18 protein-coding genes are annotated in these 21,246 nt (G+C 37.8%); 8 read left to right on the plus strand and 10 right to left on the minus strand.

Annotated elements, in window-relative coordinates; all coding sequences use genetic code 11:
- Positions 1 to 455: 455 nt before the first annotated feature.
- Positions 456 to 1,937 (plus strand): cryptochrome/deoxyribodipyrimidine photo-lyase family protein, encoded by a 1,482-nt coding sequence (locus SKC36_RS04160; RefSeq protein WP_459464816.1) that lies wholly within the window; start codon positions 456 to 458, stop codon positions 1,935 to 1,937.
- 32 nt (positions 1,938 to 1,969) lie between these two features.
- On the opposite strand, the gene SKC36_RS04165 is transcribed toward SKC36_RS04160, so the two are convergent.
- Together SKC36_RS04165 and SKC36_RS04170 are read right to left on the minus strand one after the other, a co-directional pair.
- Positions 1,970 to 3,688 carry a GMC oxidoreductase gene (locus SKC36_RS04165; protein ID WP_459464818.1) on the minus strand — a complete coding sequence of 573 codons (1,719 nt, stop codon included), beginning with the start codon at positions 3,686 to 3,688 and terminating at the stop codon, positions 1,970 to 1,972.
- A gap of 110 nt (positions 3,689 to 3,798) precedes the next feature.
- Positions 3,799 to 5,259 (minus strand): sulfatase, encoded by a 1,461-nt coding sequence (locus SKC36_RS04170; RefSeq protein WP_459464820.1) that lies wholly within the window; start codon positions 5,257 to 5,259, stop codon positions 3,799 to 3,801.
- A gap of 439 nt (positions 5,260 to 5,698) precedes the next feature.
- On the opposite strand from SKC36_RS04170, the gene SKC36_RS04175 reads away from it, so the two are divergent.
- Both SKC36_RS04175 and SKC36_RS04180 read left to right on the plus strand, forming a co-directional pair.
- Positions 5,699 to 6,736: an endo-1,4-beta-xylanase gene (locus SKC36_RS04175; protein WP_459464822.1), complete on the plus strand. Its 1,038-nt coding sequence runs from the start codon at positions 5,699 to 5,701 to the stop codon at positions 6,734 to 6,736.
- Between the two features lie 5 nt (positions 6,737 to 6,741).
- The gene (locus SKC36_RS04180) at positions 6,742 to 6,939 is read left to right on the plus strand and encodes a hypothetical protein (RefSeq protein WP_459454460.1); all 198 of its coding nucleotides are present in this window, start codon (positions 6,742 to 6,744) and stop codon (positions 6,937 to 6,939) included.
- A 1-nt stretch (position 6,940) separates the two neighbouring features.
- Here the strand turns inward: SKC36_RS04180 and SKC36_RS04185 are convergent, their stop codons facing one another.
- The gene (locus SKC36_RS04185; RefSeq protein WP_459464824.1) at positions 6,941 to 8,131 is read right to left on the minus strand and encodes a helix-turn-helix domain-containing protein; all 1,191 of its coding nucleotides are present in this window, start codon (positions 8,129 to 8,131) and stop codon (positions 6,941 to 6,943) included.
- A gap of 372 nt (positions 8,132 to 8,503) precedes the next feature.
- On the opposite strand from SKC36_RS04185, the gene SKC36_RS04190 reads away from it, so the two are divergent.
- On the plus strand, positions 8,504 to 10,000 hold the full coding sequence (locus tag SKC36_RS04190) for a cryptochrome/photolyase family protein (protein WP_459464826.1): 1,497 nt from the start codon (positions 8,504 to 8,506) through the stop codon (positions 9,998 to 10,000).
- On the opposite strand, the gene SKC36_RS04195 is transcribed toward SKC36_RS04190, so the two are convergent.
- From SKC36_RS04195 to SKC36_RS04210, 4 genes are read right to left on the minus strand one after another with little or no spacing between them, the layout of a single operon-like run.
- The gene (locus SKC36_RS04195) at positions 9,948 to 11,033 is read right to left on the minus strand and encodes an FAD-binding domain-containing protein (protein ID WP_459464828.1); all 1,086 of its coding nucleotides are present in this window, start codon (positions 11,031 to 11,033) and stop codon (positions 9,948 to 9,950) included. The genes SKC36_RS04190 and SKC36_RS04195 overlap by 53 nt on opposite strands.
- Positions 11,030 to 11,347 (minus strand): TIGR03643 family protein, encoded by a 318-nt coding sequence (locus SKC36_RS04200; RefSeq protein WP_459465263.1) that lies wholly within the window; start codon positions 11,345 to 11,347, stop codon positions 11,030 to 11,032. Before SKC36_RS04200 ends, SKC36_RS04195 begins: the two co-directional genes overlap by 4 nt.
- Positions 11,298 to 11,435 (minus strand): DUF2256 domain-containing protein, encoded by a 138-nt coding sequence (locus SKC36_RS04205; RefSeq protein ID WP_459464830.1) that lies wholly within the window; start codon positions 11,433 to 11,435, stop codon positions 11,298 to 11,300. Before SKC36_RS04205 ends, SKC36_RS04200 begins: the two co-directional genes overlap by 50 nt.
- Positions 11,436 to 11,490: 55 nt before the next feature.
- Positions 11,491 to 11,934, minus strand: coding sequence for a nuclear transport factor 2 family protein (locus SKC36_RS04210; RefSeq protein ID WP_459454453.1), 444 nt, complete (start codon positions 11,932 to 11,934; stop codon positions 11,491 to 11,493).
- Between the two features lie 188 nt (positions 11,935 to 12,122).
- On the opposite strand from SKC36_RS04210, the gene SKC36_RS04215 reads away from it, so the two are divergent.
- The 3 genes from SKC36_RS04215 (at position 12,123) to SKC36_RS04225 (ending at position 17,961) form a co-directional block, all read left to right on the plus strand.
- Positions 12,123 to 13,400, plus strand: a complete 1,278-nt coding sequence (locus SKC36_RS04215; RefSeq protein ID WP_459464832.1) for an alpha/beta hydrolase-fold protein — start codon at positions 12,123 to 12,125, stop codon at positions 13,398 to 13,400.
- Between the two features lie 391 nt (positions 13,401 to 13,791).
- Complete coding sequence (locus SKC36_RS04220; protein ID WP_459464834.1) at positions 13,792 to 15,192, plus strand: S8 family peptidase; 1,401 nt, start codon at positions 13,792 to 13,794, stop codon at positions 15,190 to 15,192.
- 192 nt (positions 15,193 to 15,384) lie between these two features.
- Positions 15,385 to 17,961 (plus strand): zinc-dependent metalloprotease, encoded by a 2,577-nt coding sequence (locus SKC36_RS04225; protein WP_459464836.1) that lies wholly within the window; start codon positions 15,385 to 15,387, stop codon positions 17,959 to 17,961.
- 64 nt (positions 17,962 to 18,025) lie between these two features.
- Here the strand turns inward: SKC36_RS04225 and SKC36_RS04230 are convergent, their stop codons facing one another.
- The 3 genes from SKC36_RS04230 to SKC36_RS04240 form a co-directional block, all read right to left on the minus strand.
- Positions 18,026 to 19,078 (minus strand): DUF4407 domain-containing protein, encoded by a 1,053-nt coding sequence (locus SKC36_RS04230; RefSeq protein ID WP_459464838.1) that lies wholly within the window; start codon positions 19,076 to 19,078, stop codon positions 18,026 to 18,028.
- A gap of 4 nt (positions 19,079 to 19,082) precedes the next feature.
- The gene (locus SKC36_RS04235) at positions 19,083 to 19,640 is read right to left on the minus strand and encodes a hypothetical protein (protein ID WP_459464840.1); all 558 of its coding nucleotides are present in this window, start codon (positions 19,638 to 19,640) and stop codon (positions 19,083 to 19,085) included.
- Positions 19,641 to 19,945: 305 nt separating this feature from the next.
- The gene (locus tag SKC36_RS04240) at positions 19,946 to 20,842 is read right to left on the minus strand and encodes a PIG-L family deacetylase (protein ID WP_459464842.1); all 897 of its coding nucleotides are present in this window, start codon (positions 20,840 to 20,842) and stop codon (positions 19,946 to 19,948) included.
- 114 nt (positions 20,843 to 20,956) lie between these two features.
- On the opposite strand from SKC36_RS04240, the gene SKC36_RS04245 reads away from it, so the two are divergent.
- Positions 20,957 to 21,232, plus strand: coding sequence for an Rdx family protein (locus tag SKC36_RS04245; protein ID WP_459454446.1), 276 nt, complete (start codon positions 20,957 to 20,959; stop codon positions 21,230 to 21,232).
- The last annotated feature ends 14 nt before the right edge of the window (positions 21,233 to 21,246 follow it).

Genomic DNA, 21,246 nt, shown 5'->3' on the forward strand with positions numbered 1-21,246 from the left:
ACAGATCGCATAAACGTTGGAACGTTTTTCCTTTTGTTCTATTACTTTTAATCGGATATCATCTTTCTGTTTTAAACTTTTACAAATTTACTTTTTGGTCTAAATTTGGAGAATGGTTCTTAGCTCTTTGAGATAAGTCTCATGAAAATTGCAGATTAAATCATACAATATATTCCAAAAACTGGGTAACAAGTAACCGCTTTGAGCATAAAATATCAGGTAAAATTAGCTCTCGTTAAATAGAAAAGCTTATAAATCTGAAGAAACAGATTAGCTACTCTACTGAAAGTTACATCATTTAAAAAGGGATACTTTTTTTGTATTACTATGCCCCAAAAACCCAATTCCTCAGCTAGGTTCCTTTAAAACCAACGATTCTTTTTTCATTTTAATAGGATTCCCCTAGGTATAAAACATGTAGCATCAATTTTGGTTAATTAAGTAAAAGCCAAACTTTGGGTAAAGAGCGCATTAATGTTTTATGGTTTAAAAGGGATTTAAGGTTCACCGACCATGAACCACTATACCGTGCATTAGACCAAAAATATCCTGTCTTACTCGTATATTTTTTTGAACCCTCCCTGATTCAATATCCCGATAGCGATTTACGACATTGGCGATTTATCCATGAATCCTTAGTGGAAATGCAAGGCCGATTGGAGGACAGAAATGGACAATTATATATTTTTCATCAAGAGGTGATCCCTGTTTTTCAAGAATTACTTCAGCATTACTCCATTGAAAACCTTTATTCACATGAGGAGAGCGGAAACGCCTTAAGTTACCAGCGCGACAAAGAAATAAAGGTATTTTGTCAGTCAGCAGGTATAAATTGGCAAGAAACGCCAAACAATGGGGTAATTCGCCGATTAAAATCAAGAAAAAATTGGCAAGCTCGCTGGGAGAAAAGTATGACTCAAAGGCCTTTTTTGGTACGAGAAGATCATTGGAACTTGGTAAAATTACCCTCCGAACTTTATGAAAGTCTCCGAGGAGAGGACCTTCCACAAGAATTTAAAATAAGAAATACCCATTTTCAAGAAGGGGGAGAATATTGGGCTTGGAAATATTTAAAGAGTTTTGTGCAATCTAGACATTATGGGTACAGTCAATCCATCAGTAAACCTGAGGCCAGCAGGCGTGCATGTAGTCGAATATCTCCCTACCTCAGTTACGGCAATTTAAGTATGCGCATGGTTTATACCTTTACTAGGCAACATAGCAAAGACCCAAGTAGCAACAAACGATCCCTACAAAATTTCATTTCTAGATTACACTGGCACTGCCATTTTATTCAAAAATTCGAAGATGAATGTCGCATGGAATTTGAGGCCATCAATTTGGCCTATAATCAAATAGACAAACCCATCCGCTTAGATTATATACAGGCTTGGCAAGAAGGGAAGACGGGAATTCCTTTAATAGATGCTTGCATGCGCTGTGTGGTAGCGACAGGCTATTTAAATTTTCGCATGCGCGCCATGGTAGTTTCCTTTTTCGTATTTAACCTTTGGCAAGACTGGCTTCATTTAGCGCACTTTTTGGCAAGGCAATTTCTAGATTACGAACCTGGCATTCATTATCCCCAAATTCAAATGCAAGCCGGGATTACAGGAATTAATACGGTTAGAATTTACAACCCCATTAAAAACTCATATCAGCATGACCCAGAGGGTATATTTATAAAAAAATGGCTTCCTGAATTAAAAAATATCCCGAACGAATTCATTCATGAACCTTGGAAACTCAGTGAACTGGATCAAGCTTTGTATCAGGTTAAGATTGGGGTTGATTATCCATATCCCATAGTTGATGTAGAAAGTTCAAGGAAATTAGCCGCAGATAAAATTTGGGGAATACGAAAGACAAAACTTTCCAAAGAGGAAGGTAGCAGAATACTCAGAAAACATGTCAATAAGTCCTCAAAAGACAGTTAATTCACACGAATTATCATTATACATTTCATTTATCAGGAAATAAGAGAAAGCAAAGCCCCTATCCAAATCAAATTCATCTTCTTTAACTCGCTAATAGCGAATTGGGCGGCTCTGGCGGTCAAGGCCATGAAGGTCAAGGAAGGATTTTGGCTACCCACACTAGTCATGGATGCACCATCGGTGACAAAAACATTCTTACAAGCGTGCAATTGATTGTGCTTATTCAATAAGGAAGTCTTGGGGTCCAATCCCATTCTAACCCCGCCCATTTCATGAATGTCTAAACCGGGATTTTGATGGGTATCCCAAGTTCTAATATTTTTAGCTCCTGCAAGTTCTAAGATTTCATGGGCCTGCTTTTGAAAATCTAATTGCATTTTCTCATCATTATCCGTGTAAGCTACTGAAGTTATTAATTGAGGGATACCCCACGCGTCTTTCTTTTCAGGATGCAAACGTACATGGTTCTCCCAGATAGGTATATTTTCACCTTGCATCATCATGAAAATATGCCAAGGACCAGGTTGTGCAACTGAATTTTTATAATCTTCTCCAAAGGATAAGCTAGAAACTCCACGATTCCAGCCTCCTCGCGATGCAGAAAAAGCCATCATATATCCACCCAAAAAATCCGAATCTCTTTTCTCTACATTTCGGAAAGAAGGAATAAATGCCGAAGTAGGTCTTCTTCCACGATAATAACTTTCTTCAAATCCTTCTATGCTGGCACTGGCATTTCCCCGGTAATTATGAAAGGAAATATAATGACCTAACATGCCCGAATCATTACCCAAACCAGTGGGGAATCGATTGGATTTAGAATTCAACAGAATTAAATTGGTATTTAGACAGGAGGCATTGACAAAAATAATTTTTGCTTTAAACTCAATCACTTCCTGGCTAATAGCATCAATAACCCGAACACCGATAGCTTTTTGCTTCTTCTCATCGTAAAGGATGGATTCTACTACTGAGTTGGGACGTAGGGTTAATTTTCCTGTTTTAGCAGCCCAAGGTAAGGTAGAGGAGTTGGAACTAAAATATGCTCCATAAGGACAACCTCGATAGCATAAATGGCGGGCTTGACATTGGGCCCTGCCCTGTTCAAGATGTATTTTTTTAGGTTCTGTCAAATGAGCACATCGACCAATAATGACATGGCGGTCTTGGTATTTTTCTTTGACTTTTCTTTGAATTTCTTTCTCCACACAATTCAATTCCCAAGGAGGCAAAAATTCCCCATCGGGAAGTCCTTTCAGTCCATCTTTGTTGCCACTAATACCTACAAACTTTTCAACGTGCGAATAATAGGGCTCTATATCTTGATAATTGATTGGCCATTCAACGGCATAGTCATCTCGTTTTGGGCTTGAAAATTCAAATGAAGACCAACGCTGCGTTTGCCTCGCCCAAATTAATGATTTGCCACCTACTTGATAGCCTCGAATCCAATCAAATGGCTTTTCTTGTACGTAGGGATGTTCTTTATCCTTGATAAAAAAATGTGAAGTAGATTCATCAAAAGCATAACATTTCTTAACAATGGAATTTTCTGATGGATCTGGATTTTTGCCGTGATGAGGAAAATCCCAAGGATTTTTCATAGCCGTGGGGTAATCTTCTTGGTGTTTTACGTCCCTACCCCGCTCCAAAACCAAGGTTCGGAGGCCACCCTCACATAATTCTTTAGCTGCCCAGCCCCCAGAGATTCCAGAGCCGATAACGATGGCATCAAATGTATTTTTATTCATAAGCTAAAATTAATCCCTTCAGGATTTGATTAGGTTCAAAGTACACAAAAACGATTGTATCTCGTAAATACCATTCAAGGAAGGCACAGATTAAACATAATTCTTATGCTTTAAAGTACCTCCACCAGCTTTCCCGTTTTCTTATCCACGGGCATAGGTGCTTGGTGTTGAAGTAAATAATCCTTTAAAAGCTTCGTAAGTTCATTTGTTTTGTTGGGCTCTTTTTCAGCTAAATCCATTTGTTCGCCCAGGTCATTGGACAAATGGTATAATTCTTTTTTACCTGTCCTTAGGTCATAAATTAATTTATAGTTTCCCTTCCGTATAGCTGATTTATAATTAATACCAGGTCCATCTTGATCAATCCATTTGTTGGGATAATGCCAAACTAACACACGCGATGAATCCAATAAATTAGGTTCTTTAACAAAGGGAACAAAGCTCTTGCCATCTATGGATTGGGATATTTTACTATTCGACAAATTAGCCATGCTCAGTATACTTGGAAATAAATCTTCTGCGATAATATATTGCGCTGATACCTGATTGGCCTTTCCTATTCCAGGCCATTTGACAATCATGGGAATTCGAATACCCCCTTCATAAACAGAACCCTTACCTGCCCTAAGAGGCAAGTTTTGTATATGCGCTTTCTTTCCTCGAGCAGGGGCTGTCGACAAGCCTCCATTATCACTTAAAAATAGAATTATGGTTTGATCGGCCACCTTCTTTTCTTCTAAATATTTCATGATATCACCCAAACTCTTGTCTACCCCTTCGACCAAGCTAGCGTATTTAGCCTCAGCAGAATCTAGACCAGCAGTTAAATACTTCTGGAAAAATCGGGGATCGGGTTGAATGGGCGTATGTACACCGTAATGAGATAAATTCAAATAAAATGCTTGTCGGTTCCGTATGGGCGCATCCAAGGTTTTAATGGCCTCTAAGGATAAAGCCTCAGTTAAAAAAATGGAGGAACCGTGGTATTCCTGCAAATCAGGAACAGCTTGAGGGCTAAGTTTTCCGAGTATGTTACCATAATTCTCCTTCCCATAATAACTCTGAGGATGCCCTGCAGCATGGCCAGAAATATTTACTTGAAAACCTAAATTATATGGATTAGCCTGTGGAGTTCCGGCGGCACCCCAATGTGCCTTCCCAACATGGATGGTAAAGTATCCCGCCTCCTTCAACAATTGAGGATAAGCGATATATGAACGAGGATCCAAGCCATTCATTTTCCAAGCACTAGGACTGAACTGTTGATCTTCTGCATCGCTATTTTTATCCTTCATGGGGGATGTCCAATTGGTCACACCATGATGGGCAGCATTCATACCCGATATAAAACTTGTTCGGGATGGAGTACAAACCGGCGTGGCATAGGCGTTGGTAAATCTTAGGCCTTGCTTCATCAATAGGGCAATATTAGGTGTATGATATTTAGGATTAATAATATCTGTCCAACCCATGTCATCTACCATGAATGTGATGATATTGGGCTTTTTTTGTTTTTGCGCAAAAGCATTGATACTGATTATTATTAGAAATAAAACTGAAATTTTCTTCATCCCTGACTTATTGAATTGAATGGATAATTTAGGCAAAAAATTTATTTTTTTACCGCTTCTTTATAGGATAACAGATTTTGAATCCTTGGCGATGAGAATTTGTATTGACAAATATTTCACCCAGACCGAGATTTTAATCTCGGGATACATAAATAATGAAATAAAATCCCAGACCGAGATTTTAATCTCGGTATACATAAATAATGAAATAAAACCCAGACCGAGATTTTAATCTCGGGATACATAAATAATGAAATAAAACCTAGACCGAGATTTTAATCTCGGGATTCATTAATAATGAAATAAAACCCAGACCGAGATTTTAATCTCGGGCAAGAATTATCTTAATTGCTATCCTTCAAAACACGGTTCTATAAATTTTCACAAAAAAGGAAAGCCATTTTACTAAAATTATTACCTTGTAAAAAAACCAATACCCATGAAAAAGTTAATTACCCTAATTTTTTTAGGCCTTCACACTTTCATTCAAGCGCAATCAAATGCGCAAAATGAATATATAAAGCAGTTTCTTCGTTTCCCATTGGGTGCCGCGGTAAATCCAAAATATTTGTCAGAAAAACCCCTTTACCGAAGCCTAGTAGCTTCTGAATTTTCCAGCATTACGGCCGAAAATCACATGAAAATGGTCAATATCCATCCCGAAAAGGATAGATTTGATTTTTCTAAAGGAGACGAAATTATTGGCTTTGCTCAATCCACAAAAAGCCGAGTGCACGGACACACCTTGGTTTGGCATAATCAAACCGCCACCTGGATGAAGGAATTTCAAGGTGATCAACAGGCTTGGGAAAATATGTTGAAAAACCATATTCAAACCGTAGTTAAACATTATCAAGGACAAATTGCCGGGTGGGATGTTGTGAACGAGGCCTTTTTAGATGATGGTACCCTAAGACCCAGTATATGGTCCGAGCACATTCCAGATTATATCGCCAAAAGTTTCGTTTGGGCACATGAGGCTGATCCCCGTGCTTTGCTATTTTATAATGACTATGGACAAGACGGAAAACCTAAAAAAATGGAGGCTATTTTAAACATGGTTCAGGAATTTAAGAAACGACAAATCCCTATTCACGGTTTAGGTTTGCAAATGCACATTTCCATCCAATCAAAAAATGAAGAAATCAAGGAAGTCATTCAGCAATCAGCCGCTACGGGCCTAAGCATACATTTTTCAGAAGTAGATGTGGCTGTAAATACAAAAAACAATCCCGATTTTGTCTTGGATGACCAAGTTAATTTAAAGCAAATTGAAAAATTTAAATTACTTTTTTCCTCCTTTACCCAATTACCAGCCTCCCAACAATATGGCATCACTTTTTGGAATGTAGGTGATCAGGATTCATGGCTTAGAGGTTTTTTCAAAAGACCCAAGGAATATCCCTTACTGTTTAATGAAGCCTACCAAAGAAAAGCTGCATATCAAGAAGTAATGGATTTGTTAAAAAAGAAATAAGACCTATGAACAATAAATCAACCAAAAGATGGCTGATTCAATCGGTAAGCGGACTATTACTTACAGGATCTGGATTATCCATGGCCATAGATGCCGGAATTAGTAAAATGCAAGGAAATGATTGGTTTTGGTATGGGACTGCATCCTTAATCGTTTTTCAAGCAGGTTTATGCCTCTTGATAGATTCACTTAGGTTTAAATAGCCTATTTCTGTAAACCAAGCATTTTTTTATTTCCGTTTATTTCCTTGATATAAAAACTGGGATTTACTCCTACGTATTTCTTAAATGCCACATAAAACGTAGAGCGATTAGTGAAACCACTTTGATATATATACGTTTCCAAAGTAAACTGATCAAAATGATCAAAATGGACCAAAAAATAATGAATCTTCAAGCGATTCAACAACTCGACAAAACTAATCCCATAATAGTTTTTAATAAGTTTTGAGAACTTTTGTGGCGACTGTTCTACTTTTTGGGCCACTTGACTTAGGTCACAAGATGGCTCTAAATAAAAATAAGATTCTTTTATAATTCTATCCAATTCATTTGCATATTTATCCGTCAAAAATTCGGGCAATAAGGAAGGACAAATTTCTTCAACCGAAGGTAAATTAGGCCCCTGATCTTCATAGCTTGGTATAATACAACCATCCATATTTTCTTGAATGTTAGGACTAGTCATAAAATAAGCAAACAGGGAAATCGCTACTGCACATTTAAACAATTGAGAAGGAGGATCAAAAGAATAACCTAGAAGAAGGGTTGAATATTGATAAAATTGAAGTAAAAAATAACAGCTTACCGCCCCAGAAAGCAATTGAAGCCAGATCAATGTTTGCCTATTTATAAAGTTAAATGTAGCGCCCAAGTGCTTTTTTGCCTGATAAATTAACCTCAGACATAAAAAACTGTAACATATCCCCACTACTATTGAAACGGGCTGAACAACACCTGGTGGTATCCAACCTGCAGGTTTCACCAAGAGGTAATTATTCTTTTGGTAATACCCATCTAATGTAGCCACCTTTTCACTGGCAGATAATAAAACATCAGGCATAACACCTATCGTAATGACACAAGGAAATAAAAAATGCCAATACTGATACTTTCTAATAGGATGCTTGGGATTCAGCATGGTCCAAACATAAAAATAAAGCAGAATAGGTATAAATGCCCTAACTATATTGGGTATACGTAACAAGAAAAGCATTTGATAAATATGCTTAGAAGTCAGTGCAAATATGTAAAACTCTAAAAATACCAAGGAAAAAATAATACAAATCAGCCAATAGACCTTGGGATAGGACCTGAAACGGGCGAATAAATAACACATAAATAATACCCCTATACCACTTGTCAAAAACGACAAATAGGGCACGAAATCAAACATATTTTTTAGCTAAAAAAGGATATGAATAAAAATATGGACAATAAACAGGAAAAACAAGACAAAATAGACTGAAATTTTATGGCTTAATGAAGGTCGGTCCCATAATTTTACTTCCTCATCAAAAATCAAAAAATGACTATAAAGATATAGCCATCATGCGCAATTACGTGGTAGAGAATGAAACGGTCTTCATGACCTTTCATTCTGATTTATCATCCAAATAATCAAACCTTTGTTCTACTCTAAACCTCATCGAAAGATGAGGTTTTTGTGTTTATTTGACACAAAATAAATGCTGACTAATTAACCTTGCTTTCAAAACATCTTGATTGAAACATAAGTTAAGTAATCACATCATGTTGATTCCAAATTATGAAAGCTTTTCTACTTTTTCCGCATCAACTTTTTGAAGAAGTCTGGAAGCAGCCAAAAGATCAACTATTTTTTCTCATAGAATCAGACCTCTATTTCAAACAGTATAACTTCCACCAACAGAAACTACTATTCCATCGGGCTTCCCTTCGTTATTTTGCTGACTCCTTAAGGGAAAAGGGATTTCAGGTCAAGTATGTTGAGGCCAATGATTCAAATTCAGATATTTCCAAACTAATAACTTACTTACAATCAGAGGGATTTCAAACATTCACTTATTACAATACCCATGATTATTTACTTGAAAGACGTATTGCCCGCTCCTGTAAGGTAGAAATTCATCAACTTGCCAGCCCCAATTTCTTAAATCAAGACATTAGCCTATTAGGTAAAAGAAAGCCCTATTTTCAAACGGCCTTTTACATTCAACAAAGAAAAAGCCGACAAATCTTATTGGACGATGAACAAAATCCTTTGGGTGGGCAATGGTCATTTGATGCAGATAATCGGAAAAAAATACCTAAAAACACCCCGATTCCCAGGCCATTTCCCAAGCTTGAAATAAACCCATACATACAAGAGGCTATCAATTACGTAGCTACTCATTTCCCTAATAATATAGGAAGTTCAGACGCTCCTTGGCAGGGAATATATTATCCTTGTACACATGAAGATGCTAAAAGGGCTTTGCAACTTTTCATTGAAGAGCGCCTATCCCAGTTTGGAGCCTATGAAGATGCCATGCTGGCCCAAGAATCTACCCTATTTCACAGTGTACTGAGTCCACTTATCAATGTAGGCTTGTTGAATCCCAAGCAAATAGTCCATCAAATTGCTCTTTCAAATGCCCCATTAAATAGCTTGGAAGGCTTTATTAGGCAAATCATGGGTTGGAGAGAATTTGTTCAATTACTCTATCAAAAAATCGGAACTCAACAAAGAACCACGAATTACTGGCAATTTACCCATGACATGCCAGCGGCCTTTTATACCGCCAGCACAGGAATCGAGCCCGTGGATAGCTGCATTCAAAAACTTTTAAAAACAGGTTATTCACACCACATAGAGCGACTCATGGTCTTGGGTAATTTCATGCTCCTATGTGAAATTAAACCAGATGCGGTGTATCAATGGTTTATGGAAATGTACATCGATGCCTACGACTGGGTGATGGTACCAAACGTGTATGGCATGTCACAATTTAGCGACGGAGGCCTCATGACCACCAAACCTTATATCTGTGGGTCCAATTACATTTTAAAAATGAGTGATTATAAAAAAGGGCCCTGGCAAGCCATTTGGGATGGACTATTTTGGCGTTTTTTAGACAAACAAAGAGCTACCTTTTCCAAGAATCCCAGATGGGCAATGCTTATTAGCACTTGGGATAAAATGCCTGCCGAAAAAAAAGAGGCTCATTTACTTCAAGCCGAAACCTTCCTAGCTAAGCTTTTTCCAAAAACTTCTTCAAGCGATTCCAATAGGAAAAAAAACTAGGGAAATCTCCCTTTAAATCGGGATTTAAAAATGGATATGGCTCCCTAATTCCTTGAAAATGAGCATTGATTGGGTGATCCCTAAAAATTCCTTCGATACCTAAATCGCTATACTCGCCCCAATAAACTTGAATTCCCGGAATTTGAGCAGCTAAATCCAAGATAAATTGTATGGATTTGGGCGACATCGGGAATTGATCAAAATGAGAAGGTTCAAGTACCAATATCCGATTTCCTTGCTCCCCTGCATGAAACTGAGGATCGAGGGTATAATGCGTGTAAACGAAAGTAGGAATATCCGTATTTATTGACAGATTTGGTGAGACTCTTTGGAAGAACTGCGGAATGAATGCTGCCTCTTCCTTCAATACCTCAGGTACTGGCAAATTGGGCAATTCTTCATAACTATAATCCAGCGGGGTATTCCTTTGAACACTTTTAGTGTAATGATTGATGTTCTCTTGATTGGCATAATAGGGCTTATTGCTAAATGTAGCTGCGCACCATTGCCAACTCAGTGCATTACTGGCTAAATCCCCATCCAACAAATGGTAATACATCCAAGTAGCTGGCGACGACCAATGGTAATGACCCACATTACAGGTCAATGATGCTAGGTACATACGGATGTGATTATGTAAATAACCGGTTTTAGGGAATTGGGCTAGCTGTAAATCCAGGGCTTGTATGCCTGTTTGTGCTTTCAAAAGACTTGCAGGTATACGATTAGACAAAACATCCGCTTGTGGGTGGCGAATATCTTGAAAGATGCCATCCCCTAATTTGAACCATGTTCTGGTGTAAAACTCCCTCCAGGCTAATTCCTGAACAAATTTTTCAAGTTCAGGAAAACTAAAACCTCTATTTTTCAATCGAAAATACACTTCAGGAACACTGATAAATCCTCGAGATAAATAGGGTGACAGGTAGGAAACTCCCCCATCAATAAAATTCCTGCTGCGCGCATAATGAACAGGATCAAAATGATCTAGGCGCTGGTATACTGCAGCTAGATTGGTTGGGAAGTCAATCAACGTTTACTGATTTTATTGAGGCTAATACTCCGTTGAAGGGAGCATTTAAACCTAGGATCTACACTCACTCTTTTTTGAATGTGCTTGGTAATACGACCAGTCATCCTTTTTCTCCACATTTGAAAGCTTGATTTCTTACTATTCAAACGCATGAATTCAATCACCTCTTTTTCTTTGAGTCCAAACTGAAATTCAATAGCTTCAAATGGCGTTCGGTCTTCCCAAGCCATTTGAATGATTCGATCAATATCTTCTTCTGAAAAACTATTTACTTCTTCTACACCTTTCACTACAATAAACGATTTGGTCCCAATCACGCTCCCACTTTTTACGCCAAGAAAAAGGCCTTGTACAAATTGGGCATATTTTGAAAGGGAGATGTTGTTTTTTTACGCCTTGCATTCAAATGATATAACAAGAGATAAACTAAAGGCTGGTAAAAAAGTTTTCGTTCTACTTAGCGCATCGGAGTAGAATGCATCATCCTAATTTTCCATCTTCCAGCCTGTCGGACTAAAACCACACTTTCTAGCCAACGAACATTCCTGACTTTATCTTCCCTTCGGATAATAGCTTGATTCCAATATGAAACCCATGCCATATCTCCCTTTTGCTCCGTTTTCAAAAATGTAAAAGTATTTTTTCGCTCAAAATTGGCACTAGGATTCCCTTTAATTTTTAGTGCTAAGGTATCGTTGGTCCAAATCATGCCCGCTTCATACAGCACAAAATCTGGGGTGGTATTCTCTCGGAACAAACTTTCCTTTACTTGAGAAAACCCATCAAAAAATCGAATGATCGGTTGATGAAGGCTATCTAATGAAGCCTGGGCTTGAACATTCCTTGTTCCTGTAAGTACTGTGACCAAAATAATGCCGGTAATAAGTAGTCGATGATTCATGTGTGAAAGCCTATTTTTTTTCAAATGTAGAAGTAAATCTTTCATAATGGAATGACATTTTTAGGTTTTACTATTAATTCATCCCCCTTAAAATCAATCGATACTTGTACCTCATACCTATTTAGGATGATTTAAAGGTGAAGAAATTTCCAAATTTTAGCTACATTGATAAAAAAATACCTAAAATAATGAAGAAAACACTTTACCTAATAGCACTTTTAGTAACGACTTTAACCTGTAATCTGACTGCCAAACCCACTGGATCCTACAAACTGGTAGTAGAAGGTTTTGACTGGGGAGCAGGTGTTAACAAGGTTATTTTATCCTTATCCGATACCACGTCTCAAGTTCGCGCGGCAGATTATACGGTTTTCGCATCGAGAAAATCGGCCGCAGGACTTATTGCTGATGAACAATCCTCTGGAAAAAGAGAGGTGATTGGAGCTTATGTCTCCGATGAGAAAGGGAACCGAGTGAAAACGGGCAAAAACATTACTTTGGTTTTATCCGTGGGCCCACAATTAGCCATTAGCTCTCCCATTCAATATTTTCGTAGCAAAGGAAATGTGTGGGTTGATTACCAATTGACCATCATTGACTCAAAATCTCAACAAGTTTGGGATACTAATTTGGGAAAAATCATGCCTTTGATTGATCAATTTGATTTAAATGGGAAATTTAAGTTCAATGATCAATTAACTATGTCCTATGCGACCTTTAGTCCGACAGTCAAAAAGGATAAAGCCCCACTGATTATATGGTTACATGGAGGTGGAGAAGGAGGTTTTGACCCCACCATACCTTTATTGGGCAATAAAGCAGCCAATTATGCCTCAGAATCCATTCAATCCATCTTTGAAGGTGCCTATGTTTTATCGCCACAATGTCCAGGTGCTTGGATGCATAATGCTCAAAAAGTAAGTACACAGGGTAAGGAAAATGATGTGTATAATGAAGGTTTAATGGCCTTGATTAAGGATTATGTTAAGTCCAACCCCAACATAGACCCTAGTAGAATCTATGTAGGAGGATGTTCCAATGGAGGATATATGGCATTGAAACTGATATTACTTTATCCAGATTATTTTGCGGCAGGCTACATTAGTGCCTTAGCCTATCGTTCAGAATACATCAGCGATGCTGATATTCAAAAAATCAAGCAAGTACCCATTTGGTTTGTTCATTCCAAAGACGATGCCACCACGCAACCGGATTTAACCGTCGTACCTGTATTTAAGAGATTACAAGCGGCAGGAGCTAAAAATGTACATTTCACCTATTATGACCATGTACATGATATTACCAATTTTTATGGTGGAAAAGGATTTACCTACAATGGCCATTGGTCATGGGTGTATTTACATGAGAATTTACCGAGAACAGATTTTGATGGATCATTGGTCAAATGGAATGGTAAACCCGTCAGCATCATGGAATGGATGGCGGCCCAGAAAAAAGGTAAATAAAATAAGCTAATTTGTAAAAAACAGAGCCTCCTGTGACATGCATGGGAGGCTTTTTTTATTCTTCAGTAGGATTAAAAAAAATACGGAATTTGTGAAAGCTTTATTATTAGATAATCGTATAAATATAAAACGATTTTGTTTAGATAATTAGATATAAATCTAAATTTATTTGAAAAAAAATACCTAAAAAACCATTTAATTTTTGAACAAAATTGATGGTATATATCAAAAAAATGGCTTTTTAAGCAAAAAAATGGTAAAAATTTAAGATAATTTAGATTTAAATATGAAAATAATTCAATCTAATTATTACATTTACCACGTGTTCGAAATTTTTTAAGAAGTGTTCTAGATAAAAATATGAAACTTAAAACCTTTAAAAAATCGAATAATGAAATCGAAAATTGCTCTTGTGCTTTTGGCTGCAGTTACTTTTTCCTGCCAAATGCAAATGGATGATTTAGCTTTATCTCCTAATGGAAATAACGGTAATTCATTTGCTCTAGGATTAACACAAAATTCAAATGTTGGAAAAATCAGTTCCAACGAAGTTCTAATTAAATTCAAAAGTGGAACCTCCGAAGCAGGAAAACTTAATGCTTTGAAGGCAATCACTGGTACCATCAAAGAACAAATCGTCACCCAAGAAATGAAAAATGAAGGGGACGAAGGATTCTATGTAGTCAAAACGAATATCAATGCCATTGAGGCCATTAACCGCGCTGCTGGAAATTCTTTGATTGAGATAGCTGAACCCAATCAATTATATACCCACCAACAAACCACTACTACTCCTAATGACTTATATTATGGAACTGGACAATTGTGGGGATTAAATGGTACCTATGGAAGTAATGCAAACGTAGCTTGGGCCAATAATAATACAGGACGTTCAACCGTATACATCGGCGTAATTGACGAAGGTGTCATGTTCAATCACCCCGATTTAATAGACAATATGTGGATCAATCCTAATGAGATTGTTGATGGTCTTGACAATGACAGAAACGGGTTTATCGATGATGTTCGTGGATGGGATTTTGCCAATAATGACGCTAGCGTTTATGACGGACTCTCCACCAACGATATAGATTCTCATGGGACTCACGTTTCTGGAACCATCGGAGGATTAGGTAATAATTCAATCGGAGTAGTAGGTATGAATTGGAACGTAAAAATTATACCTTCTAAATTTCTAGGAGCAACAGGAGGGTCTACATCTAATGCCATTAAAGCCATTGATTATTTGACAAACTTGAAAAAAAGTAAAGGTATCAATATAGTTGCCAGTAATAATTCCTGGGGTGGCGGTGGCTATTCCAAGTTATTATTATCTGCCATCCAGCGTGCTGATAAAGCAGGAATCTTATTTATTGCAGCAGCTGGAAATGCCGGATCAAATATTGATAATGTTAAATCATACCCTGCCAGCTATGCTTCACCCAACGTGATTGCTGTTTCAGCCATTGATGCAAATGGACTAGTACCTTCTTGGTCAAATTTTGGTGTAAAAACAGTAGCTTTAGGTGCTCCCGGTGCCAATATAATCTCAACTGTGCCTGGACCAAATGGAGTTGGTTATGCAGCATACAATGGTACATCTATGGCAACGCCACATGTTAGTGCCGCAGTAGCACTATATGCAGCTAAAAATTTCCCTTCTAGCACCACACAAATAAACTCTCAGGCCATTAAAAAAGCCATTCTAAATAATACCATTCCTACCCCTTCTTTAAGTGGTAAAACCATTACTGGTGGTCGATTAAATGTGGGAGTAGTAGGATTTTATTAATTTCTGATTGTTACCCATTAACCCGTGTTTTAAAAGCCTCTCCATTCATGAGAGGCTTTTTTTATAACAATTTTAAGGTAAGGCAGTTAATTTAAAATGGCTTGATTTAAAATCCTCGCCGTTAAATTACCTAGTAGCTTATTTCTCTGAAATTGAGGGATAGGTATCATACCTTATAAACAACCAACATACATGAAAAAATTACAACTAAAATTGCTTGTAGCGGCCATGTTATTGAGTCAAACTCCCTCAGCATTCGCACAAAGCAATAAAAAAGTAGAACCACTAAAGGCTCCCGTAGCCGCCACTCCAAAAGCAGAAGCCCCCAAAGCTGATGCCAAAAAAGGACCTAAACCCTATAATAAAGTAGTTGACAGCACCGCGGTCACCCAAAAAGGATTAATAGACGTCCATAAAATGGATCAAAAATACCTTTTTGAAATACCTGCCACTTTAATTGAACAGGAAATCATGACCATCACGCGCTTTTCCAAAACACCGGCTGGCGGTGGTATTTTTGGGGGCGAAGAAGTAAACCGACAAGTCATTCAATTTGAAAAAGGTAATAACCAAAATTTATTACTTCGTTCCATTAGTTATGTCATTATGTCGCCCGATGAAGGAAAGCCCTTAGCTCAAGCCGTTAAAAACTCCTCTGCTAACCCAATCATTGGCATATATGACATTCTTGCTATCAAGAAAGATTCTAGCGGCAAAAAGGATTTATCCTACGTCATCGACATGACGAGCACCTTTGATTCCGACATTCAGACATTTTCCTTAGATCCAGTTAGAAAACAAACACTGAGCTTACAGGCATTTCAAAAGGACAAGTCATTCATTCAAAAAATAAGCACTTATCCTATTAATACCGAAATCAGGTCGGTAAAAACCTATTCTACGGTCCCTGCTTTGATTTCCTTAAGTCCGGTACCTAGAATTGGCACCAATTTACCCGCTGGATTGGATGCAGGTTTAGTGACTTTGGAATTAAACACTTCCATGATAGCTCTTCCTAAAAAACCCATGCGAAAAAGAAGCTTTGATGCGCGTGTAGGATATTTTGCCAATCAATATGGGGTATTTGAAGAGGAATCACAAAAAGCAGAAACCGATGTATTTGCGGTTAGATGGCGACTGGAGCCTAAATCAAAAGAGGATGCTGAAAAGCAGAAAAAAGGTGAATTGATTGAACCAGCTAAACCCATTGTTTATTACATCGACCCAGCTACTCCTGATAAATGGAAAAAATACATTAAAGCGGGTATAGATGACTGGAAAGTGGCATTCGAACATGCTGGTTGGAAAAATGCCATTCGCGGAGAATATTGGCCTGAAAATGACCCTAGCATGAGTTTAGAGGATGCTCGCTTCTCGGTTGTACGTTATTTTGCTGCCGATATTCAAAATGCGTACGGCCCCAATGTTCATGATCCAAGAACCGGCGAAATCCTAGAAAGCCATATCGGTTGGTACCATAACATTATGTCGCTTTTACGTAATTGGTATATGGTTCAAACCGGAGCTGTAGACCCTAATGCCCGCAAAAAACAATTTGATGATGCCCTGATGGGCGAGTTAATCCGTTTTGTGTCTTCTCATGAAGTGGGTCATACCTTAGGTTTACGTCATAACATGGGAGCAAGCTCAGCCACACCCGTGGAAAAATTAAGGGATAAAGATTTTCAAGAAAAAAATGGCCATACTTCCTCCATCATGGATTATGCCCGTTTTAACTATGTAGCTCAACCCGAAGATGGAGTAAAACATCTATTCCCAAAAATTGGTGATTATGATAAATGGGCCATCAAATGGGGATATTCCTATTTTGAAGATGCCAAGAGCGAAAAAGAAGAAAAAGCCATCCTGAATGAATTAACCAAAGAGGCTTATAAAAACCGTAGACTTTGGTTTGGAACTGAAGTTAGTCCTTATGACCCTCGTTACCAAACAGAAGATATAGGAGACAATGCCATGCTTGCCTCTACTTACGGAATTAAAAACCTACAGCGAATCCTGCCAAACTTGATAGATTGGACCAAAGAAAATGGAGAAAGTTATTCAGAGCTAGATGAATTATATAGCAATGTTACTGGTCAATTTAGAAGGTACCTAGGTCATGTTACCAAAAATGTAGGAGGTATTTATGATACTCCTAAAACATATGATATGGCTGGGAATCAATTTGAAATAGTTCCCAAAAACCTACAAAAAGATGCTGTAGCTTTCTTAAATAAACAATTGTTTGCTACACCAACTTGGTTACTGGATCAAAATATTTTAGCAAAAATCAATCCGGAAAATGGACTTGAATCCATAAAATCCATGCAAGATGCGACCTTGACAAATTTATTGATGGGCGATCGCATGGTTCGTTTAATGGAAGCTTCTTCCATCAACAAAAACAATTATTCTGTTGATGAACTAATGACCGATTTACGCTTAGGTATTTTTGCCGAATTAAAGAGCCAAGCTTCGATCGATATTTTCAGAAGAAATCTTCAGAAATTATTCATTGATAAAGTAGCCACTTTATTGAATCCAGGTTCCGCTCAAGTTAGATCCGTTCCTGTGGGTGTCACCTACGGCTACAAGACAAGAGTCGTTAATCTAAACCAAACCGATTTGCCTTCCATCGCCAGAGGTCAATTACTTAGTTTAAAAGATAGCTTAAAAGCCGCATCTGCTGGCTCAGCTGACCGCTTAAGTAAATTGCATCTTTTAGATTTAATGGCTCGAATCGACAAAGCTTTAGATCCAAAGAAATAATAGAAATGGTTTTAAATAAAAAGCCTCCTGATTTTTCAGGAGGCTTTTTTATGAGCAATGAAGATTATTTAGGTAGATTATGGATTAAATTAGATGATGAGCTAATCATTGAATTAGAACCTAAAGCAGCGTTGCGCTGATCTTCTAAAGCCATTAATCGACGAATACGAATATGTTGCTGGTAGTCTACCACCTTCTCGTAATCATTTTCATGGTGATTACTTTTAATAATTAAGACCAAAGATTCTATGAGCAAGAAAAAGAAGAACCAAATCAAATAAAAGATTAATGCGGTAGGATATGGATCAAACTCCAACAAGTAATTAATCAAGGCATTTAATTCATCCAAAAATCCGGGTTTTCGGCTTAAAATTTCCTTTGCTTTATTTTTAACTTCCGCGGCATATTGTTGCCCTTTCTGCATCTTCTCATTTTCCAACACACTTATTTTGGAGGCAATGGCTGCCTGAAAGGTTCGCAAATTAGATATCTCCGGATTAGGAATCCGACTACTTTGCTGCTCACTGATCAAATTACCTGCAGAATCATATTTCTTTCCGCCTCCGCCCCCAGCCAAGGTAGCAGGTAATCGCAAAATCTGGCTTTGTAATTTTTGAAAGTTCAATTTCTCCACCAGAATCGTGCTGTCCAACTGCGCTACCGATGTTTGATAGGAATTCCTGGCTATATTGCTTTCCTTTAAGGCCTTGGCCTCCACAGAAGCCTGAGCAATTTTCTCTATATCATTGGCAAAAAGGTATTGGTCAATGATACTGGCACCAATCACAGCGACGATAATCCCCAACAAGACACGGAAAAACTTAGCCCAATGATTCAGTTTGGCCGAAAGAATGATTTGTCGCTCAATTTGTACAATCAACACCGCCATAAAAAGCGAACCAAAAAGAGAAAACCAAGGACCAAAATTGAGGTACTTATTGGAAAAAATATATCCAATTATGGACCAGATTAAGGTGATGATAACCAAGGCGGAAGTGATTTTCTTTTGATCACGTTTACTAGCTTCAGAGCATTCCGACAGTATCTGGTAATTATGTCCTGAAAGGAAACAACCAAAACGAAGCCATAATTCGGAAGGCTTATTTTTCTTTTCCATAGTATTATACATGACGGTTGATGATATTGGCCATAGAAAGAGCGGCTAAACCCTTGTTGAAGCCTCTCTTGTAGGCTAAAATAATCCGAAAAGAGGTCCCTGTATTATTGGCAACATCGCTCTTAATTTCTTCCATGACTTTAAGTCGATCCAAACAAATTTCTCGCCTGGATTCGAGCTCTTCCACTAAATCATGTAAATCAGCTTTTCTGCGAGAATTAATATGAAATTCTATTTCTTTTAGGTATTCTTTGATGGCAATTTCAGCCTCATGTATATCCGCTTGTAAGTCTAATTGAATGATTGAAATATTATCATCGCGGTATTTATTATCGGCAGTAGTTAAGGCATCTTGATAGCCCTCCATTTCATAATCATGCCGAATTCGATCAAAAATCCGTTGCCAAGTAGATTCTGACCTACCGCCAAATTGAGGCTTTCTCTCAGCAAAATTAGGGTGTAAACGATGATCCAATTCATTGGCCTTTTCCTCCAATGAATCAGGATGAATAAGCCTTTCCTCAGGTTTATTCCTTCCAAATAAATTATTCCAAATTCCCATTATGATGTGTTTTAAAGCTTCTGGTTGATTTTCCCACCCTTCTTAGATTTCTATCTAGTTAGGCTGATTGAGTTGGTAGAAAAATAATACCATAGGCATGAAGCACATCAAATTCAGATATTTTTTTTGAATTCCTCAAAAATTAGTACCAACGGCATTTTCAATAGCTAAACCTGAATTTTTTTGGTTTTGCCAGAAAGAAATTAGCAGCGGAATACAATGCATGAGCTTGTATGCAAACGAAGGCTTTGGCCAATGGATTATGTGCTATGGCCTATTTTTTTTCAAGAAAGGAATTCAAAAAATTAATGGGGTGCAGCAAAGCCACTATTGGCTAATTGCTTGAATAGACTTTGCACTTGGGGGATACCCTGGGAATCATTGATATCAAAATAGCGATAATGCTCAAAATCCGTTTTGTGGATACCATTTTCTTGAATGGCCCCTTGCGATTTATAGGCTGCTATGACCCAATCGGCCACAATCTTATAACTCACTTTGTCATTCTCTTTAAAACGAAATACCCGATTTAGTGTAAATGTAGGCGCATTGGCTTTAATCTTAGTTTCAGGAAAGCCCTCTAACATGGTAAATTCAATCGGTTTGGCATTTGCTGACAAAGGACTTCCCGCGATAATAATTGGCTTATGAGCTCCTTTAAAACGTTGCACTGCTCGCAGTGCCATTAAAACTGCTGTTTTATGGTGACCATGCTGACCCGCATGCGGCAACATCGTAATAATAAAATCGTATTGCCGCTCTGCCAATATCAAATCCAATCGCTTTTCAATGAAAGGAATATCCCAATTTTTACCTGAAATATAAGGTGTTGGATCTAGTGTATACCAGTCATCCGGCTGCTCCATGAAATAGATATTTCTCAAACCCATGATTTTAGCGGCATCTAAAATCTCTTGTTTTCTAATCATGGGCAAATGAGTACGGGCTACCAGAGAATCTGTAAGATTCAAACCATAATACATGGCACCTAATTGAGAATCGGCAAAACCACCTCCCCCATCGGTCATAACTGCCATATCTACTATACCTTTTAACTCATGCGTAATTTTGAATAAACTCACTGAAAATCCAGTTTCATCATCAGGATGCGCCGTAACCACCAATACTTTGGGGCCTTGGGCTGTTACTGCATGGCAGAAACTAAATAAACTAAGCAGTAGAAGACAAGAAATAGTTTTCATGAGTAAATAGGTAGCGTGTATAAAAATAAAGGAAGGGGTAATTTTTCAATAATTTAGTTAATTTTATTTGAATGAATCAAAAATTAATCTTGCAATTTTTTCAAGCATTTTGATATGAAACCAAGCCTAACCATTTCCTATTGCCCTAAATGCCATTGGCTACTTCGAGCAGCCTATGTGGCCCAAGAAATGTTAAGTACATTCGAAGCCGAATTAGGAGCCGTGACCTTGAAGCCTAGTGAAATTTCCGGTGAGTTTTCCCTATACGTTAATGATGAACTTTTGTTTGACCGAAAAAGCCATGGAGGATTTGCGGAAATCAAAGAATTAAAACAATCCTTGAGGGATAAAATTTGCCCTGAAAAGTCGTTAGGGCATATCGACCGCTAAACCAATATAAAAGC

The sequence above is a fragment of the Aquirufa sp. OSTEICH-129A genome (assembly GCF_054558355.1).

Excerpts from the sequence above, each read along its gene's own strand:
- SKC36_RS04165 (WP_459464818.1), bottom strand. The coding sequence starts at position 3,688 with ATGAATAAAAATACATTTGATGCCATCGTTATCGGCTCTGGAATCTCT.
- SKC36_RS04170 (WP_459464820.1), bottom strand. The coding sequence starts at position 5,259 with ATGAAGAAAATTTCAGTTTTATTTCTAATAATAATCAGTATCAATGCT.
- SKC36_RS04175 (WP_459464822.1), top strand. The coding sequence starts at position 5,699 with ATGAAAAAGTTAATTACCCTAATTTTTTTAGGCCTTCACACTTTCATT.
- SKC36_RS04180 (WP_459454460.1), top strand. The coding sequence starts at position 6,742 with ATGAACAATAAATCAACCAAAAGATGGCTGATTCAATCGGTAAGCGGA.
- SKC36_RS04185 (WP_459464824.1), bottom strand. The coding sequence starts at position 8,131 with ATGTTTGATTTCGTGCCCTATTTGTCGTTTTTGACAAGTGGTATAGGG.
- SKC36_RS04190 (WP_459464826.1), top strand. The coding sequence starts at position 8,504 with ATGAAAGCTTTTCTACTTTTTCCGCATCAACTTTTTGAAGAAGTCTGG.
- SKC36_RS04205 (WP_459464830.1), bottom strand. The coding sequence starts at position 11,435 with ATGCAAGGCGTAAAAAAACAACATCTCCCTTTCAAAATATGCCCAATT.
- SKC36_RS04210 (WP_459454453.1), bottom strand. The coding sequence starts at position 11,934 with ATGAATCATCGACTACTTATTACCGGCATTATTTTGGTCACAGTACTT.
- SKC36_RS04215 (WP_459464832.1), top strand. The coding sequence starts at position 12,123 with ATGAAGAAAACACTTTACCTAATAGCACTTTTAGTAACGACTTTAACC.
- SKC36_RS04220 (WP_459464834.1), top strand. The coding sequence starts at position 13,792 with ATGAAATCGAAAATTGCTCTTGTGCTTTTGGCTGCAGTTACTTTTTCC.
- SKC36_RS04225 (WP_459464836.1), top strand. The coding sequence starts at position 15,385 with ATGAAAAAATTACAACTAAAATTGCTTGTAGCGGCCATGTTATTGAGT.
- SKC36_RS04230 (WP_459464838.1), bottom strand. The coding sequence starts at position 19,078 with ATGGAAAAGAAAAATAAGCCTTCCGAATTATGGCTTCGTTTTGGTTGT.
- SKC36_RS04235 (WP_459464840.1), bottom strand. The coding sequence starts at position 19,640 with ATGGGAATTTGGAATAATTTATTTGGAAGGAATAAACCTGAGGAAAGG.
- SKC36_RS04240 (WP_459464842.1), bottom strand. The coding sequence starts at position 20,842 with ATGAAAACTATTTCTTGTCTTCTACTGCTTAGTTTATTTAGTTTCTGC.
- SKC36_RS04245 (WP_459454446.1), top strand. The coding sequence starts at position 20,957 with ATGAAACCAAGCCTAACCATTTCCTATTGCCCTAAATGCCATTGGCTA.